The sequence below is a fragment of the Petroclostridium sp. X23 genome (assembly GCF_030013905.1).
Taxonomy (GTDB): Bacteria; Bacillota; Clostridia; order SK-Y3; family SK-Y3; genus X23.
The window spans coordinates 4262200-4281339 of sequence record NZ_CP124862.1 but is presented as its reverse complement, the minus strand read 5'-3'; the positions used below and the strand labels follow the sequence as shown (position 1 = coordinate 4281339).

Genomic DNA, 19140 nt, shown 5'->3' with positions numbered 1-19140 from the left:
ACAAATTTTAGCATAGTTTCTTGAACTTCTTCTGTTATTTGCATCGCTCTTACTAAAAAAACTATTTAACTTTATACTTTTCATTAGTTCCCTCCTGGCTCATACAAAAGAATTAATCTATATAAAGAAAATATTTTATTACCTAAATATAATTTATTTATAGACATTAGCAAACGCCTGCATAAAAACATACAGGCATTTGCTATTCTTTTAATGTATAATTTAATTTTTTAAAACAGCTTTAATACTATTTTTAAGTCAAGTATTAATCATATAATAGAGGCTTGAATTCCTCTAAATCCATATTGGTTTTATCATACCATTTATAACCTGTATCAGTTATTTCAGGAAGAGTTTCACCATTCATAGCTTTTACTGCTGCTTCGACAGCTTTATATCCTATACCTACAGGATCCTGGCTGATAGCACCAAGCATTACTCCGCTTCTTACAGCATCTTTTTGCTGTTTACCGGCATCATAACCTACTATTACAATTTTACCGACCATATTCATTTCAGTTACACCGTTAATTACCCCAATAGCAGAACCTTCATTCGCTCCAAAGATACCTTTTAAGTTCGGATGTGCTTGAATTATAGCTTTTGTAAGGTCTGTTGATTTAAGATGGTCTCCACCGCCATACTGAATATCTACGATTTCTATGTTAGGATACTTTTCTTTTATACGGTTTACAAATCCATCTCTACGTCCGACACCGGTTGCACTAACCTGGTCGTGAACAACTACAGCAACTTCGCCTTCTCCACCAATAGCCTCAGCCATCTTGTCTGCAGCTTCCCCAGCAGCTAAAGAGTTATCAGTAGCACAAGTAGTTACAGGAATATCACTGTCAACCCCTGAGTCAAAGCCAACAACAGGGATTCCCATTTCTTTTGCTTTTTGTACCTGAGGGATAACAGATTTGCTGTCACACGCTGCAAGAACTAATGCTGCCGGTTTTTTAGCAAGTGCAGTATCTATCATTTCTATTTGCTTATCAATAGCTGCATCTCCTTCGGGCCCTTCAAATGTCATTTCAACATTAAAGTCTTTTGACGCTTGCTCTGCTCCTTGTTTAACTGCTTGCCAGAACTGATGCTGCCATCCTTTTGAGACAATAGCTATATAAGGCTTTTCGTCACTTTTTGCAACCTCATCCTTTGGGGCTTCTACAGCTTTTGAAGCTTCTTCAGTCTTTTGAGCCGGTTGTGCAGTTTTTCCACACCCTGCTAACAGTCCGGCAGCAACAATTACGCTTAAAGCCATACTTAATACTTTTTTTGCTGTCATTTTCATTTCCTCCTAGATTTTTTATTGTATGAACTCCTAAAAGGAGTGGATACCTTTTTTGTTTACCAACCTAAACTTAGCTTTAAATTCTTTGAAAACTATTGCTTCCTTCTTCTCAAAACATCTGCGTATACAGCTAACACTAAAATGAATCCTGTAACAACCAACTGCCACTCCTGAGGTACAGAAAGTATTCTTAATCCGTTTGTAAGTACACTCATAATAAATGCACCTATAATAGTACCTCCTATCGTACCTTCACCGCCATCTAGGGAAGTTCCCCCTATAACAACAGCCGTAATAGCCTCAAACTCATATCCCGATCCAAGACCCGGCTGAGCAGAGTTTAGACGTGATGCTATAATAATACCTGCCAATCCGCAAAATGCACCGCATAATGCATATACTGTTGTTTTCCATCTTGCAACATTTACTCCGGAAAGTCTGGTTGCCTCTTCATTACTTCCGATTGAAAATGTATATCTTCCGAGTACTGTTTTTGTAAGAATTATATTTGCAACAATCGCTGCTCCTATAAAAATTAAAACTGCATTAGGAATTTCAAATCCGGGAATAATTGAATTTAACATAGAGCCCATAGAAATCTTTGAAACTCCCGGTCTATCATTCATATAGATTGGTTTTGTTCCGGAAATTACAAGCGACAGACCTTTTGTGGCCATAAACATACCTAATGTTGCAATAAACGGTGGAATTTTAAGCCTGGTTATCAGCGTGCCGCTTATAAAACCACAAAAAGCTCCGGCTGCAATACCGCCAACTACACCAAATATGATCGGCGTCTGCCAATATGTTATAAATACACCTGCTATTACTGCTGAAAAAGTCATAACCGTACCAACGGATAGGTCAATTCCTCCTGAAATTATAACAAAATTAACTCCAAGCGCTAATACGCCGGTTACACAAGTTGCCAGAACAATCGATACAATATTACTGAATTTGAAAAAATTTGGTGATGCAATTGAGAAAACAATAAATAAGACAATCAATCCTGCAAATGCTAAAAGTTTTTGAGTTGCATCTGAACGAAGCATTGCATTCCTTTGAGCAATTTTTATTTCCATTTTACTATACCTCCATAATCTTTCTATTAATGACAAGAGATTATACTTCCCGTTTTGTTGCAAATTTCATAATACTTGTCTGAGTAGCTTCCTCGGCACTCAATTCACCGGCTATTCTTCCTTCACACATCACAACAATTCGTTCACTCATACGAAGGATTTCCGGTAATTCAGAAGAAATCATTATTATAGATTTTCCCTGTTTGGCTAAATCTGAAAGCAGATTGTATATCTCACTTTTAGCCCCAACATCTATTCCACGTGTCGGTTCATCAAAAATTAATATATTACAGTCTCGTGTCAACCACTTTCCTATAACTACTTTTTGCTGATTTCCACCGGATAAGTTTTTAACCTTTTGTACTGTACTGGGTGTTTTTATGTTCAAAGTATTAACATAATTTTCAGCTTGTTCACGAATTTTTGTACTATTTACCCAGCCTAAAAATCCAAGAAAATTCTTATATGTAGCTAATACTATATTGGTTTCAACATCCATGCCTACTACAAGTCCATATCTCTTACGGTCTTCCGAAAGATATCCTATGCCATATTTAACCGCATCCTCAGGACTTTTTATATTAACTTTTTCACCATTTATGTATATTTCTCCTGAATCCTTTTTATCTGCACCAAATAGAGCACGAGCAACCTCTGTACGACCTGCACCCATTAAGCCGGCAAAACCTAGAATTTCTCCTTTTCTAAGCTTAAAGCTTACATCCTTTACTGCTCTGCCCCGATTTAAATTTTTAACCTCCAGAACTATTTCATTTCCAACTGTATTTGCATTTTCTCTAGCTGTCTCATATATAACACGGCCAACCATTAGATTTATTATATGATCAATTGTTGTGTCTTTCATATCAAGTGTGTCAATATAACTTCCGTCACGCATTACAGTAATTCTGTCAGAAATTCTTTTAAGTTCTTCCATACGATGGGATATATAGACAATACCTACGCCCTGACTTCTTAGCCGGTTAATAAAACGAAACAGCTCTTCAATCTCCGAGTCTGATAAGGCAGCTGTCGGCTCATCCATAATTAATACCTGAGAATTAAAAGAAAGAGCTTTCGCAATTTCCACCATCTGCTGCTTTGCAACTGTAAGTTCCGACACCTTAGTTTTAGGATCCAAATTCAGGTGCATACTTTCAAACAGAATTTTGGTCTTCTCATTAATTTCTTTTTCATTTAAAAATAAATTAAGATTTTTTCTTGGCTCACGACCAATAAAAATATTCTGCGCTACTGTAAGATGAGGCATTAAATTAAGTTCCTGATGTATAATACTGATTCCCAGCTGTTGTGCAGCTTTCGGACTGTCTATTTCAACTTCCTTGCCCTTATAGAAGATACGACCCGCATCTTTCTTGTAGATACCTGTGAGTACTTTCATTAAAGTAGACTTACCTGCGCCATTTTCCCCGATTAATGCATGAACTTCGCCAGACCGCAGCTCAAATTTACAATCACTTAGTGCATGGACACCGGGAAAGGTTTTTTCTATTCCTTCCATATAGACTAATACTTCCCTCAATTCTTATCACCCCTGTTTCATAAATGTGCTCATTTAATACGTATTTAAGGATACATAAATACCATTGAATCTCAGCTTGAAATATTAAATTTTATCTTTGAAATACATTAATGTAATTTGGAATTTAATATTTATGATTTTTCTAAACTAACTGACCTCACATCTCGTATATAATTATAGAAGAGTAATTATAATTATTTAATAGAATATCTTACATATGTTGTTTAATAATTTACAAAATTATTTATACTTTCTTATGCATTAAAAAATCTGACATTATTTTTACGCTAATGTCAGATTTCCCATTATAAATTTTTAGTCCTATTCTATTAGTGGAAGCCATACATCGACTTTTGTTCCAACATCCAATTGACTTTCAAATACCAAACCAAATTCATCACCAAAGTATAACTTTAGTCTTTCATGTACATTCCATACACCAACACCTTTACTATCGGAAACTGTATTTCTTTTTGAAAGAACATTCTCCAACTTTTCAGGAGTCATACCAACCCCATTATCTATAACCTGTAAAAGTATTTTATTATTAGTTTTTTTCCCTGTTATTCTTATTAGCCTCATTCCATTCTTATTTTTTATACCGTGATAAATAGAATTTTCAGCTAAAGGCTGCAGAATTATTTTTAGGGTCTTGCAATGTAATATATCATCATCTACCTCTATACTAAAATCCAGCTTATCGGTATATCTGATTTTCTGTATAGTTAAATAATTTTTAATGTGTTCAATTTCACTCCTTAAACTAATTATTTCTTCACCTTTACTAATACTGAATCTAAATAGCTTTGCAAGTGCAGATGCCATAACTACAACATCTTCAGATTTCTTGCTTTCAGCCATCCATATAATTGAATCCAAAGTATTGTATAGAAAATGAGGATTAATTTGAGCCTGAAGAGCTTTTATTTCACTTTTTCGTTTTTGCTCCTGCTCTTTTGTATTTTGAATAATCAAATCTTTTATTTTAGTTGTCATTATATTAAAAGCTATAGTTTTGCACTTTTTAAATTACATGCATCAATTACCAGCATAAAAGCACAATAAAATAGGAATATAGATATTGCAGGGCACCGGCCCAATCCCTTAAAAAGGAGCGATTCTGCAATGACTATCTACATTCCTATGGAAATAATCCAGTTACTATTATTTCCAAAAGAATGCTTTAAATGCATAAAAACTTATAATTATTTTATTTGCTATATATGGTGCCTACTTGTGGTTCCAGGCAAGAAAACTACCAGAAAGCTGTATCGGCATTGCTTTTTCTTTCGTAAAGACGTATCTAGTTGGTGTAGGTTCTTTACGGAGTATAAATGGGATTATACAGAAGTTATAAGAAAAATGTTTTTGCTGCTTCTGAACTTGTTCCCAAATGAACTCATGGTACATGGTAAGATTCAAGCCTGCTTTGATACTACTTTGAATGCAAAAGATTCTAAGAAAGTAATCGGCATTCAAAAATGGGATAACCACAGCGGTAATGCTGATGCTGGTGAATATATTATAGGACATCACTGGGGAGTACTTGGTATTACAGGCTTTTTCAAAAACCAATATATTAGCTTCCTTATTTCCTTTAAACTCGTTACAGGAAAGCTTGCAAAGAGCCAATGGAAATGTAATCAATCAGGCCAAGCAGAACCATTAAAAATCTGGGATGTTGCACATGCTCAAATACTCCAGTTAAATCAATGGGTATTACAAAGCGGTCATAAACTACGTACCGTAGAAGATGCATACTTTGCAAACAAACCTTTTATTCAGCCATTGCTTGACCAAGGCATTGATGTTGTTACTAAATTAAGAGCTGATGCTGTAGCACGTTTAGACCCTGAACCGCAATCGCAGAAAAAAAGGGGTCGTAAGCCCAAATATGGCAAACAAATTAAAGTTCGTGAACTTTGGAATCTTACCGAACATGAAATTGTTACTGTACAGCTTTACGGCAAAATTCAAACTATAGAAATTGCTGTAGCCGATGTTTGCATGCTCAAGTTATCCAAAAAGGTTCGTACGGTAGTGCTCCATACTAATAAAGGTAAGCTAATGGCATTAATCAGTACAGATACAACCCTCACTGCTGCCCAGATTATTGAAATATACGGTTCCCGTTTTTCAATAGAATTGGCAATACGCGATGTTAAGCAGTATCTCGGTTTTGGAGAATACCAACACCACAGCTTATTACCTGTATTACGATTTTTACACACTGTTGGTATCGCCTATAATATTGGTAAAATTGTACTTATAAAGTATGGCAAGTGCAAATGGTTAAATATTACTTCCGATACAGGGGATACCCCTTGGGTATCAGAGTTAAGTTTTTCCAAGCTACGGTATTGTTTGAGAAAGTATGCCTTGGGAAAACTTGTATTCGCTGATTCCGCACCAGAAGCGGAACAGCATGAAATTGTCTTGGATAAAGATGCTATCGTGGACTTCGTTGCATAATGCACAGTGGGTTTTTATGGTAACACATTTACCCAAGAGTTTTCTGCAAAACTATAGTTAAAAGCTTTACTAAGTTTTTTAATTTCTTCAGGATCCTTTATATCAACCTTAATATCAAAATTTCCCTTTTGAACCTCTTTCATAGAGGATTCAAGCAATTTAACAGGTTTTGATATCCTAAGGGATAATAAAATTGACAATAATACTACGATAGTTACAAATACTATGCCACCCAAAGCGTAATAAGTATAAATTCTTTTTTTATTTGCAAAAAGTTCATCAACATATGCCACACCCACAATTTTCCATCCGGAATAATCAGAAGTTTGTATAGTATAAATTCTGCTGTCTTTACCATCTTTTATTATAAAACTATTTTCTTTTGTATTGAGTACTTCATCAATTATTTCCGATTTAAGATTACTATATAAAAGTTGCTGCTGGGGATGAAAAACAATCTTTCCGTCATTATCAATAATAAATATATATCCCCTCTTTCCTAATTTAACCTTACTGCATATATCATTTATAACTTTAAAATTCAAGTCTGCTAAAAATATACCCAATTTTTCCTTACCATCTTTACTTCTTAATTCGCGGCTTAAGGATACAACCCATCTATATTTATTACTAATAATATTCTGAACATGAGAGGATGATATGGCTATTTGCCCATTTGCTTTAACAGCATTTTCGTACCAACTTTGTCCCTTTATATCGGCAAATTCATTTATTTGGGAATTTTCCGAATCTGAAATAAAATTTCCATCATATCCAAATATAGAAATTGAAGCTATATCTGTTCTTGCATATAAAATTGAATCAAACAATTCAATGATTTTGTTTTTACTATTTTCCTTTTCTTCCTTAGAAAAATTATTATTGGAAAAATACAATCCAATATCTTTATTATTTAGAGCTACTAATGATATATTTTCCATATATGTTATATAAGTTTCAATATTTATATTAACTTGTCGTATTAACTCGTTCATATATTCACGAGTATTTTTTTCAACCACATCTGAAGATACCTTATATGTAATAAATCCAATATAGATAATTGAAAATAGTATAAGAAAGGAGAAAACACCTGCAATATTTGATTGAATACTTCCAAATTTAAAAAACTTTAATGCCCAATTATAAATACTTTTCACACAATTATTCTCCCTTATATTTTTTCACGAAATTCAGTTGGTGATAATCCGGTGGCTTTCTTAAAAATCAAGCTAAAGTAGTGGGGATCTTTATATCCTACTTTCTCAGCTATCTCATAGGTTTTCAAGTTAGTGTTTTTAAGTAGTTCCGACGCCTTTTCTACCCTAACTCTTGTAAGATACTCAATAAAGGTCTCTCCTACATAATTTTTAATTATCATGCTAAAATAGCTTGTACTTACAAGTAAGTGTTTACATATGGAATTAAGTGAAATATTTTGATCATTATAATTATTTTTTATATACTCTACCGCTTTTATTGCTTGCATTTCAAAATGATCTGTTCTCTTTTTTGAAATATGAACCGATATATTCCTTGAAATATCTTTTAGCCAACATTCTATTTCATCTAAAGCTTTAAACTTATATACTTCTGAAAGGTCAATATTACTATTACCAAAAACTGCTTCTATATTAATTCCCAATTCATTAAGTGTGTCCATAATAGAAATTAAAATTTGCTGCACCTGAATATAGCATTGTTGAAGTGAGGTATAGGAGTTTTTTAGATTTTCAACAATTTCCGTTATTATATCATCAACATTTTGGATTGTTCCTGTTTTAATCCCTGTTATCAATTTATCAGTAGCTACCTTTTTATATCTTGATACGGCTCTGTTGTTTTCTTCCATATCCTTTATACTAGTAACTTTATTTTTTCCTACGAGAAATCTATAGTCCAGTGCAGCCATTGATTCCTCATAGGCTGTATTTATAAGCTTTAATGACGAGCAAATATCACTTATTCCTACAGTCACTGTAAATTTTAAGTATTTTTCAATCATGCTTCGGATTTCCTCCGAAATAATCATTCCATTTTCATTTAATAACTGTGAATCTTCTCCATTTAATATTATTACTATCTTTTGGTTATCATTTTGAAATACTATTCCATTATTATACTTTAATACGATTTCTTCACAGACATTATTTACAGCAAAAAGCAAAAGCTCTTCTTCGGAATCAGCATAAAAAGAATTCATTTCATCATAATCATCAACATCTACTGAAATAACCAGAAAAAACTCTCCACAAACCTTTATATTAAAATAGTCAAGCTTCTCTTGGATTTTCTCAGTTCCGTAAAATCCTGATACCAGACGCTTTAGAAATCTCTCTCTTAAGAGAGGAAGACTTTTTGTCAGTTGACTTTCTAAATTATTTAAATTATTTATATTAGCGACCTCTTCATCGAGATCACTTTTAACCTTTTCTAAAACTTCACAAAATTCCTTTGCTGTTATGGGTTTTAAAATAAAATCAAGAGCTTTTAATTTAATTGCCTGTTGTGCATATTCAAACTCGTCATATCCGGTCAGGATTATAACTTTTATGTTGCTGTAATTATTTGATATATAACGTGTTAACTCAATTCCATCTATTAAGGGCATGCATATATCCGTAATTACAACATCCAAGTGATTATTTTCTATAACTTCGATTGCTTCACTTCCGTCTTTGCATCCGCCTACAAGTTCAAATCCATATTCAGACCAATTAATATTATTCTTAATCCCCTCTCTAACAACAGATTCGTCATCTACAACCAGTATCTTGTACATTGAATTTCCCCCATTTATATCAGTGAAATGCATAAATCCATATATCATATATTATAATAGCTTAGCAGTTTTAATTTAACAGAATATTTTATTTTTATAGTTGAATAATTTACAATATTTGAGTTGTGTGGTAACTATATTATACCAAAGGTGAGCTATTCGGAGTTCATCTTTTTTATTTCAATGAAAAAGCTGTCTCGAATAGAAATTTAATTCCTATTACGAGACAGCCCCTTTTTTATTCATCCGTCTTTAAATACGGAAATTTTCCTCTGGGTATAAAGCTTGTATGCAGATACTTCTTGGACACTTCCGACAACGGTCCTTCCAGGAATTCGTCATATATTTGCTTAATGCGCTCGTTCTCATGAGAGCGGCGGATCTTGCTGCCGCGGTCAATGTTAAATAATGAATCCGCACGATTATGCCGATAATCCAGAGAGATCTTCTTATGATCTCTGCCCCCAAGAATAGGCTGCCCCCCTCCGCCGACGCAGCCGCCGGGACATGCCATGACTTCCATATAATCAATCTTTTTCTTTCCTTCTTTATGCGCTTCCAACGCTTTTTTTGCGTTTCCTGTCCCATGGGCTACCGCAATAGAAAGCGTCTTATCTCCTATCGTCACCTTACCGTATTTCAGGCCTCGCTGTCCCCTTGTGTCTTCATAGTCCGGCACAGGCATTTCTTCACCGGTATAAAGATAATGGGCCGTACGGAGTGCCGCTTCAAACAATCCTCCGGTTGTACCGAATATCGTACCGGCACCGCTGAATTGATCGAAAGGCTCATCATAAGTTTCATCGGGAAGATTAATGAAATCAATGCCTGCCTGCCGAATCATTCTTGCCAGCTCCCGCGTGGTCAATACATAATCTACATTGCGGAAACCATCCGACGTCATCTCCGGTCTTGCCGCTTCATATTTTTTTGCTGTACAAGGCATAATGGCGACATTGACGATATCCGCCGGCTTGATGCCGTATTTTTTTGCATACCACGTCTTGGTAAGTGCTCCGCACATTTCATGCGGGGATTTTGTAGACGAAAGATTGGGTAAAAATTCCGGATAAAAATGCTCCGCAAATTTCACCCAGCCGGGACAACAAGACGATAGCAGCGGCATATGGTCGGGATGGTTCATGACTCGATCCAAAAGCTCACTGGCTTCCTCCATAATGGTTAAGTCCGCGGTGACATCGGTAGCAAACACCTTGTCAAATCCGAGCCTTCTCAGTGATGCAACCAGTTTTCCTCTTACCAGTGTACCGACAGGCATGCGGAATTCTTCTCCCAACGTGACCTGGATGGATGGTGCCGTTTGCGCCACCACATATTTTTTCGGATCTGAAAGTACCGCCCACACATCGCCAATACTTTCCTTTTCGGTCAATGAAGCGGTAGGGCAGGCGATCACGCATTGACCGCAGGTAATGCATATCACCTCTGATAAATCTTTTTTAAATGCCGGTGCGATCACCGTATCCAAGCCACGGTTAATAGGTGAATATACGTTGCATTCCTGGATCTTATTGCATATCGCCATACAGCGGCGGCAGTTGATGCATTTGTTATAATCCCTTTGAATAGCATGATTATTACGGTGAAAACCGTAATCATACATCTCGCCTGTATATGGAATATCCCTAATTCCTAATGTGTCCGCCACATTCTGCAACTCACAGTTCAAATTCCTGATACAAGTCAGACATTCTCTATGATGGTTTGAGAGCAGCAAGGTCACCGCAGTTTTTCTTGCCCTGAGTACCCTTTCGGAATTAGTACGTATCTTAAGTCCTTCTCTGACAGGATATACGCAGGATGCTTGCAAAGTTCTAGCGCCCTCTATTTCAACAACACAAACACGGCATGCGCCGATTTCGTTAATATCTTTCAAATAACACAAGCTGGGAATATCAATATGAATGTACCGTGCCGCCTCTAAAACCGACATCCCCTTCGGCACTTCGTATTCATGTCCGTCAAACATAACTTTTACTTTTTCACTAATCATTTCTAATTCTTCTTGTTCTCTGATGTTTTCCATATCGTCACCTCCTGTTATCTCTTATAAATCGCATCTACAGGACATTTTGGAATACAAGCCCCACATTTGATGCATATATCCTGATGTATCTCATATGGAGGCTTTTTTCGCTCTCCCGTAATCGCACTTACCGGACATATCCGGGCACAAATACCGCAGGCAATGCACTTATCCGATATGACGACGCGCAGCAGCGCATTGCAAACACCTGCCGGACATTCTTTATCTTTAATATGAGCGAGATACTCATGCCGAAAATACTTCAATGTACTAAGGATGGGATTTGGTGCCGTCTGCCCAAGACCGCACAGCGAGCTGTCCTTAATGTCGTAACAAAGGTTCTCCATGATTTCCAAATCCTCTTCCGCGCCATCACCTTTTGTGATTTTTTCAAGGATTTCTAACAGCCGCTTGGTACCTACACGACAAGGTACACACTTACCACACGACTCATCCTGGGCGAATTCCAGATAGAAGCGGGCGATATCCACCATACAGTCGGTTTCATCCATTACAATCATCCCGCCTGAACCCATCATGGAGCCGATATCGGTTAAGGATTTAAAATCAATTTTTATATCCAGATGAGAGGCTGGAATACACCCGCCGGAAGGTCCCCCGGTCTGCACTGCTTTAAATTCTTTTCCGTCATGAATGCCTCCTCCGATTTCATAAATAATATCTCTTAATGTTGTACCCATCGGCACTTCAATAAGACCTGTATTATTGATCTGCCCCGCCAGCGCAAATACCTTCGTGCCTTTGCTGTCTTCCGTACCGATTCCTGCGTACCATTCAGCGCCTTTACGCAAAATAATGGGCACATTCGCATAGGTCTCAACATTATTGTTCAGGGTAGGTTTTTCCCATAACCCCGCTTCGGCAGGAAAGGGCGGACGCGGGCTGGGTTCTCCTCTTAAGCCCATGATGGATGATAACAGTGCCGTTTCTTCACCGCATACAAAAGCCCCTGCTCCAAGACGGATATCCACTTCAAAATCAAATCCCGAACCCAGGATATTCTTCCCCAGCAACCCAGCCTTTCTAGCCTGGTCTATGGCTATTTCCAACCTTTCCACAGCAATCGGGTACTCGGCACGTACATAGATATATCCCTGTTGGGCATTGATCGCATATCCGGCAATAATCATTGCCTCAATAATGCTGTGGGGATCCCCTTCCAAAATAGAACGGTCCATAAACGCACCTGGGTCACCTTCATCGGCATTACATACCACAAACTTTTTATCCGATTGGTATCCGGCGGCATACTCCCATTTCATACCGGTAGAAAACCCTCCGCCTCCGCGGCCCCTCAGCCCTGATTTTTTTAACTCTTCAATAATAGATTTTGGAGACTTCCTTTGGGTTAATATTTCCGCTAACACCATATATCCGTCTAAAGCAATATACTCGGTGATGTCTTCCGGATTGATCACACTGCAATTTTTAAGGGCAATACGCTGCTGGAAATTAAAAAAGTCCATTTCTTCCAATGTCTTTTGTACCGCACCGGTCTTAGGCGATACATATAACAGCTTATCTACCACATGCCTTTCCCGGATATGCCCATCCAGTATCGCATCCACATCACCTTCATCCACCTTGATATAAACGGTACGGTCAGGGTAAATGGCTAGAATAGGGCCTAATTTGCAGAAACCGAAACAGCCTGTTTTGAATACCTTTACCTTATCCTCAAGGTTTCGCTTCTTTATTTCCTTTTCAAGTTTTTCCCGGATGATCTGGCTCTTTGTTGCTGTACATCCTGTTCCTGAGCAAACTAAAATATGATATTTCTCCGCCTCTTGTTCCGGAGTCTCTCCCTTTAAATGGCATGAAATACGCTGCATGACTTCCTGCTTTAATGCCTGCAGCTGCTCCATTGATTCTATTTTTACTTGTTCCATAGTTTCACCTCTTTATTTAACTACCGGTTCCTTCTGATTTTTCATATATTGATGTAAAATGGAAGGGATATCCGAAGGGCTCAGCCTGCCGTGTACATCATCATTGATCGTAATAACAGGCGCTAAACCGCACGCGCCAATGCAGCGAGTTGCTTTTAAAGTAAACATGTGATCCAATGTAGTTTCACCTACATCCAAACCCAACTCTTCTTTAATCTCTTCCAATACCTCTTGTGCTCCTTTTACATAACAGGCAGTTCCCAGACATACTCCAACGGTATATTTCCCTTGAGGCTCTTGCGAGAAAAACGAGTAAAAACTGACTACGCCATTTACTGTGGATATAGGGATATCTGTTTTCTCTGCGATATATGATTGTACTTCATCGGGCAAATGACCGAAAATTTCCTGTGCTTTTTGCAGGATACGAATCAGCATTCCCTGCTGGTCTTTATATTGAGCCAGTACTTCATCAAGTTTTTGAAAGTTCTCATCATGATTTTTCTCTATGCGCATACCCATGAAAATACCTCCTCATCTGTTTAACAAATGGATTCTTGAATACTATATTGATTGAAACACAAAAATTCTATTTTATCCTAAGGTTTCCTTTTTCTTCATCAATTATTCTTGGAAAGCTATTTTATTTGGCTTTGTTAAAATCCCTATAAGGAGGATGTAAAAAAGTGCTTAATCGTTCGAAAATCGGACACGGGGACAGGGCCGCAGTCCGGCCAAAAACCAGGCCTGACAGCAGACCAGTCCCCAAGTCTTGCCCTTCTGTATGCTGAATCAGACTTTTTCACATCCTCCTATAAACATAAAAAAGAAGCTATCTCTCCATAGAATTGAATTCTATTTCAACATAACTTCTTCTTACAATTACATTTTCAAAACAATATTTTTCATCTTTCCATAATAGCCAATAGCTGAATCAATTTTCCTTTTCTTTCAGTTTATCTATAAATACAGCCATAATAATCACTATCCCTATTACAATTTGTTGGAAATAAACCGGCACATTTAGTATGGTTAAACCGTTTCGAAGTGTCCCCAGTATTAAGGCCCCCATTAGTGAACCTAAAATCTTTCCTTGTCCACCCGAAAGTGCCGTACCGCCAATGACAACAGATGCAACCGCATCAAGCTCATAGCTGTTTCCTGCTATCGGCGTCGCATAGTTAAGTCTCGTTGTCAACATAATTGCACCTATTCCGCAAAATAAACCTGCAAGGGCATAAACAAACATTTCTACCTTCTTTACTTTCACTCCTGACAAACGCGCTGCATCCCTATTGCCTCCGATTGCATAAATATATCTTCCGAACTTGGTTTTATGAAGCACAATGTACATAAGCACGTAAATAATTGCGCAGTAAAATATAAAAATGGGGATGTTTACAATTTTCGTTGATGCGATTTTTTCAAAAGCACTCGGAAATCCTGCCACAGGTTTTCCGGAGTTCAGCGCCAATGCAGCCCCACGGGCAATCCCCATCATTCCAAGCGTTACAATAAATGACGGTACGCGGCCATATGAAATAATGATACCGTTAATTGCACCGACAATCAATCCCAGTACCATGCCCAAAATGACAACCAGTACAACCGGGACTCCTGCAACCAGCGCTAGTCCCATTGCAATGCCTACAAAAGCAACAATTGACCCTACGCTTAGATCTATTCCGTTTGTTAAGATAACCATCGTTTCACCGACTGCTATGATTGCCAGAATTGAAGATTGAACAATAATATTGAGTATATTGCTTATGCTAATAAAATTCGGATTAATGATTGAAAAGATGATAAAGATACATAAGAACGCTAAATATATGCTGATCTTTTTCAAACATTCTTTCCAGTCCAAAAAGGTATTCTGATTTAATAACGGTTCCATTTAGCATTTTCCCCCTATCGCATACTCCAGAATATTTTCCTGCGTTAAATTAATACTATTATCCAAAACAGCTGCTTTCTCTCCATTACACATAACCATTACTCTGTCGGACATTTTTAAAACTTCTACCAGGTCTGAACTTATCATGATGATTGATGCCCCTTCTTTTAACAACTCCTCCATAATATTATATATTTCCTGCCTTGCCCCAACATCAATTCCCCGGGTCGGTTCATCAATGATATATACGTCCGCACCACAGAACACCCACTTTGCAATAACTACTTTTTGCTGATTCCCTCCGCTGAGATTTTTTACATAAGTATTCATAGAATTTGTTTTAATGCCAAACTGAGAAATGAGATTATTTACACATGACCGTTCCCGGTCATTATTGATTAACCCATTTTTTTGTATTTTACCTAATGCTGTCAATGTTGTATTTGATTTTATCTCATGTTTTAATATCAAACCTTCATTCTTCCGGTCTTCACTTAAATAAACAATCCTTTTGGAAATGGCATCTGACGGGCATTTAATCTTTTCTTCCTTATTATTAATGAATATTCTTCCTGCATCTTTCCTATATTCACCTATAATGCACTTTGCAAGTTCTGTGCGTCCTGATCCAACCAAACCTGCAACTCCCAGGACTTCTCCCTTATATAATTCAAATGATACATCTTTCAGCAGGCCTTTATAATAAATCCCTTCAACTTTAAGTGCTCTTTCCGGTCTGCGGTAGGATACCGCTCTTTTCTCAAAATCAACATTCCGGCCAACCATCATATGAATCAGTTCATCACAGGTTACGTTTTTCAACTCAACAGTCCCAATATAACTTCCATCTCTCAAAACTGTACATCTGTCACCTATTTCTGTTAGCTCTTTCATCCTGTGAGATATATAGACGATTCCTACACCATCATCTTTTAATTCCCTAATAATTTCAAAAAGCTTAGCAATTTCCGTATCTGTTAAGGTTGCTGTAGGCTCATCAAGGACAAGTACTTTTACATTCATGCTAAGGGCCTTAGCGATTTCAACCATTTGCATTTGAGCAACACTTAAATGTTTGACCAGCGTTTTAGGGGACACCGTTAAGCCTACTTTCTTACAAATACTCTCGGTCTCTTCAATTGCTTTTCTTTTGTCTATCAATCCAAAGCGTTTTGTAAGCTCTTTTCCTAAAAAAATATTTTCATAGATGCTCATATACGGATTTAAATTAAATTCCTGGTAGATTACTCCGATTCCATACTGAAAAGCATCTTTCGGCTTATTGATTTCAACAAGCCTATCTTCAATAAAAATCTCACCTGAGGCTTTTGTATAGGCACCGGACATAATTTTTATCAATGTAGACTTTCCGGCACCGTTTTCTCCAAGCAGGACATGTACCTCCCCAGGTTTTAGATTAAAATTAATGTGATTAAGAACTTGTACTTCTGCAAAGGACTTGCATATATTTTTCATCTCCAAATAGCATTCCGACATTCGATTCACCCCCAACGGTAAATTACTCTTTCACTCAAATCTTTTGAGTCGTATTCCCGATAATTAACTTTGTTGGTATAGTTATTCTCCCCTCACACTTTTCGTGGTTAATCATTTTAAAAAGTGCTTCCATCGTACATTCGATAATCTGGTCGACTTGCTGCTGTATGGTAGTAATTTTGGGATAAAAAGTTTCAGGCATGATACCGTCAAACCCAATCAATGAAATATCGTTTGGTATTGTTAGCTTCATAGAATGTGAACGCAGAATAATACCTTGAGCCAACAAATCATTAGCACAAAAAATTGCTGTCGGAATCTCGGATAAAGACATGCAGTGCTCAAGTGACCTTACTCCTCCCATCACATTAAAATCATCATGATAAATATACCCGGGATAAATTGGCAGTCCATACTTTTTCATGGTATCAATATATCCTTTTTTCCGTATTTGTGTCGTACAAATGTTCTCTGGACCGGCAGCAAAAGCTATCTTTTTGTGGTTTAGTTGTATCAGGTGTTCTACTGCCGTACATGCCCCATTGTAGTTGTCCGATGTAATAATTGGGAAATGCCATTTCGGTCCTATATTTCTATCAATCATTACAGAAGGAATATTATTTCCGATTCTTTTTATGATATCTTCCGAAGCACCTTCAGTAACAATAATCCCCGATACTTGCGCACCAAGCAGATAATTTAGATACTTCATTTCTCTTTCTTTATTATTTCTCGAATCACATATAAACAATGTATAATCATTGTCAAATGATATACGATTAATGCCTTCTATGATCTTTACAAAAAAAGGATTCGCTATGTCATAGATAAATATTGCAATGCACCTGGAATTATTGGTAGTAAACTTTTGTGCAAGCTGATTTGGCACATAATTATATTCTTCAATCACTTTTTCAACTTTCTCTTTTACCTCTTTCGAAACCTTATCCGGTTCATTAAGCACACGGGATATTGTTGCAGTTGAAACACCCGCAAGCTGTGCCACTTCACGTATTGTCATTTTTTTCGTTTGTCGATTACTATTTTTGCCCATATTGTACCATCCTGTATCCCTTTGATAATTAAATCATAATATATTTTGAGCAATTAAGAAACAAAATCTTAATATTGAATCAATGATTTAAAGATTTTATAATTTTTTTCTATCTCCTGTTTATTCATTGATCTATCAGGAGAAAATGTCTTTATTTCTACAGAGTTTTCTATAATTTTTCTCATATCCGTTAAATTCAAGCTCGGATTATGATACTTAAGCTGCGTTGCTATATTCCCCAAGGAAGTCGCCTCCTCCGGTCCGGCGCTTACTGCCTTCCCTGTCAAATCCGATGTCATTTGATTTAAGTAGTAATTCCTGGAACCCCCACCTACTATATAAATCTTTTCCTTTGAGCACCCTACGATTTCCTCAATTTGTTCAATTGCATACCGGTAACTGTATGCCAAAGACCTATATGCAGACGTAATGACCTCCTGATAACCGATTTGTTTTCCTTCTTGCCCGTTAATAAACTTTCCTATTGCTTCAACCATACTTCTAGGATTAAAAAATATCGTATTATTCGGATCAAATAAACCTATATCCCCTGTATATGTTTTGGCTAGGCTCTCAATCTCGTCCCATGAAAGCTTATATCCATCCCGCTCCATTTCCTTCTTAACCTTTTGCAGAATATGCATTCCTGTAGAGTTTTTGAGAAGTGTAATCGAATTAAAAGCACCTACCTCATTTGCAAAATTATCCCTATATACCTGTTCATTAATAACGGTTTTTTGTAATTCAGTGCCAATTAATGACCATGTCCCGGAGCTAATAAAAATAAACCCCTGCTCTTCGGTAGGAACAGCAACAACTGCTGAAGCCGTATCGTGCGATGGCACACAAACAAAAGGACATACATTGACGTTCAGCGTTTTCGCAATACTTCCTTTTAGAATGCCCAACTCTTCACCATGAGCTGCAATTGGAACAAAAAGCTGATCGTTAAGTTTAAACCGATTCAAGACTTCTTTCGAGTAAGCCCTTTTTTCCGTATCCAGGATTTGTGTCGTACTGATAATGCTTCCTTCCGTCTTATATTCACCTGTGAACATATTTACTAAGATATCGGGTATCATTAGCAATTTATCTGCCATATGATAGTTTTCCGGAAAATGCTCTTTAATACCAAGAAGCTGGTAAAGCGAATTAATTCTATTATTCTGTATTCCGGTGCGGTAAAATAAGAATTTTTTTTCTTCTTCATTCAGCCTGTTTAACTGTTCTTCCCCAAAAGAGTTACGATAGCTCATAGGATTCGCCAGCATCTGTCCTTTCTGCCCAACTAATCCAAAATCCACTCCCCATGTAGACACACCAACCGAATCAATTTTATTACATGCTTTAAAAGCTTCTTGCAATCCTTTTTGTAATTCATTAAAAATATATAAAATATCCCAGTAAAATACCCCATTCACTTCAATTGTCTGATTTTCTACTTGATGCACTACATCCATATCAATTTTCTTTCCGTCATAGTGACCCAATACAACACGGAAAGAAGAGTTCCCACAGTCAAAAGCTACGCAATAAATATCCTTTTGCAGGTTCTCCAA

General features: G+C 36.9%; 14 protein-coding genes. 1 reads left to right on the top strand and 13 read right to left on the bottom strand.

Annotated elements, in window-relative coordinates; genetic code table 11:
- Window positions 1–265: 265 nt before the first annotated feature.
- From QKW49_RS20060 to QKW49_RS20045, 4 genes are all read right to left on the bottom strand, one after another.
- Window positions 266–1291 carry an ABC transporter substrate-binding protein gene (locus tag QKW49_RS20060; RefSeq protein ID WP_282864415.1) on the bottom strand — a complete coding sequence of 342 codons (1026 nt, stop codon included), beginning with the start codon at window positions 1289–1291 and terminating at the stop codon, window positions 266–268.
- Window positions 1292–1389: 98 nt separating this feature from the next.
- Window positions 1390–2379, bottom strand: coding sequence for an ABC transporter permease (locus QKW49_RS20055; RefSeq protein WP_282864414.1), 990 nt, complete (start codon window positions 2377–2379; stop codon window positions 1390–1392).
- Between the two features lie 40 nt (window positions 2380–2419).
- Window positions 2420–3922 (bottom strand): sugar ABC transporter ATP-binding protein, encoded by a 1503-nt coding sequence (locus QKW49_RS20050; RefSeq protein ID WP_282864413.1) that lies wholly within the window; start codon window positions 3920–3922, stop codon window positions 2420–2422.
- A gap of 321 nt (window positions 3923–4243) precedes the next feature.
- Entirely contained in the window at window positions 4244–4918 is a 675-nt protein-coding gene (locus QKW49_RS20045) for a sensor histidine kinase (RefSeq protein ID WP_282864412.1), read from the bottom strand.
- A 129-nt stretch (window positions 4919–5047) separates the two neighbouring features.
- On the opposite strand from QKW49_RS20045, the gene QKW49_RS20040 reads away from it, so the two are divergent.
- Complete coding sequence (locus QKW49_RS20040) at window positions 5048–6394, top strand: transposase (protein ID WP_349239048.1); 1347 nt, start codon at window positions 5048–5050, stop codon at window positions 6392–6394.
- Window positions 6395–6408: 14 nt separating this feature from the next.
- On the opposite strand, the gene QKW49_RS20035 is transcribed toward QKW49_RS20040, so the two are convergent.
- From QKW49_RS20035 to QKW49_RS19995, 9 genes are all read right to left on the bottom strand, one after another.
- Complete coding sequence (locus tag QKW49_RS20035; RefSeq protein ID WP_282864411.1) at window positions 6409–7554, bottom strand: cache domain-containing protein; 1146 nt, start codon at window positions 7552–7554, stop codon at window positions 6409–6411.
- A gap of 14 nt (window positions 7555–7568) precedes the next feature.
- Window positions 7569–9176 (bottom strand): response regulator, encoded by a 1608-nt coding sequence (locus QKW49_RS20030; protein ID WP_282864410.1) that lies wholly within the window; start codon window positions 9174–9176, stop codon window positions 7569–7571.
- 238 nt (window positions 9177–9414) lie between these two features.
- Window positions 9415–11223: an NADH-dependent [FeFe] hydrogenase, group A6 gene (locus QKW49_RS20025; protein ID WP_282864409.1), complete on the bottom strand. Its 1809-nt coding sequence runs from the start codon at window positions 11221–11223 to the stop codon at window positions 9415–9417.
- A gap of 14 nt (window positions 11224–11237) precedes the next feature.
- Window positions 11238–13076 (bottom strand): NADH-quinone oxidoreductase subunit NuoF, encoded by a 1839-nt coding sequence (gene nuoF, locus QKW49_RS20020; RefSeq protein ID WP_282868195.1) that lies wholly within the window; start codon window positions 13074–13076, stop codon window positions 11238–11240.
- Between the two features lie 69 nt (window positions 13077–13145).
- A complete protein-coding gene (locus QKW49_RS20015) occupies window positions 13146–13655 on the bottom strand; it encodes an NAD(P)H-dependent oxidoreductase subunit E (protein WP_282864407.1) in 510 nt (169 codons plus the stop codon).
- Between the two features lie 412 nt (window positions 13656–14067).
- Entirely contained in the window at window positions 14068–15030 is a 963-nt protein-coding gene (locus tag QKW49_RS20010) for an ABC transporter permease (protein ID WP_282864405.1), read from the bottom strand.
- Entirely contained in the window at window positions 15031–16527 is a 1497-nt protein-coding gene (locus QKW49_RS20005; RefSeq protein WP_282864403.1) for a sugar ABC transporter ATP-binding protein, read from the bottom strand. It abuts the gene before it with no gap.
- Between the two features lie 34 nt (window positions 16528–16561).
- Window positions 16562–17581, bottom strand: a complete 1020-nt coding sequence (locus QKW49_RS20000; RefSeq protein ID WP_282864402.1) for a LacI family DNA-binding transcriptional regulator — start codon at window positions 17579–17581, stop codon at window positions 16562–16564.
- Between the two features lie 68 nt (window positions 17582–17649).
- The gene (locus QKW49_RS19995; protein ID WP_282864401.1) at window positions 17650–19140 is read right to left on the bottom strand and encodes an FGGY family carbohydrate kinase; all 1491 of its coding nucleotides are present in this window, start codon (window positions 19138–19140) and stop codon (window positions 17650–17652) included.

Bases quoted from the DNA above. Each gene is read 5' to 3' on its own strand.
- QKW49_RS20060 (WP_282864415.1), bottom strand. From the start codon at position 1,291: ATGACAGCAAAAAAAGTATTAAGTATGGCTTTAAGCGTAATTGTTGCT.
- QKW49_RS20055 (WP_282864414.1), bottom strand. From the start codon at position 2,379: ATGGAAATAAAAATTGCTCAAAGGAATGCAATGCTTCGTTCAGATGCA.
- QKW49_RS20045 (WP_282864412.1), bottom strand. From the start codon at position 4,918: ATGACAACTAAAATAAAAGATTTGATTATTCAAAATACAAAAGAGCAG.
- QKW49_RS20040 (WP_349239048.1), top strand. From the start codon at position 5,048: ATGACTATCTACATTCCTATGGAAATAATCCAGTTACTATTATTTCCA.
- QKW49_RS20030 (WP_282864410.1), bottom strand. From the start codon at position 9,176: ATGTACAAGATACTGGTTGTAGATGACGAATCTGTTGTTAGAGAGGGG.
- QKW49_RS20025 (WP_282864409.1), bottom strand. From the start codon at position 11,223: ATGGAAAACATCAGAGAACAAGAAGAATTAGAAATGATTAGTGAAAAA.
- nuoF (WP_282868195.1), bottom strand. From the start codon at position 13,076: ATGCAGCGTATTTCATGCCATTTAAAGGGAGAGACTCCGGAACAAGAG.
- QKW49_RS20015 (WP_282864407.1), bottom strand. From the start codon at position 13,655: ATGGGTATGCGCATAGAGAAAAATCATGATGAGAACTTTCAAAAACTT.
- QKW49_RS20010 (WP_282864405.1), bottom strand. From the start codon at position 15,030: ATGGAACCGTTATTAAATCAGAATACCTTTTTGGACTGGAAAGAATGT.
- QKW49_RS20005 (WP_282864403.1), bottom strand. From the start codon at position 16,527: ATGTCGGAATGCTATTTGGAGATGAAAAATATATGCAAGTCCTTTGCA.
- QKW49_RS20000 (WP_282864402.1), bottom strand. From the start codon at position 17,581: ATGGGCAAAAATAGTAATCGACAAACGAAAAAAATGACAATACGTGAA.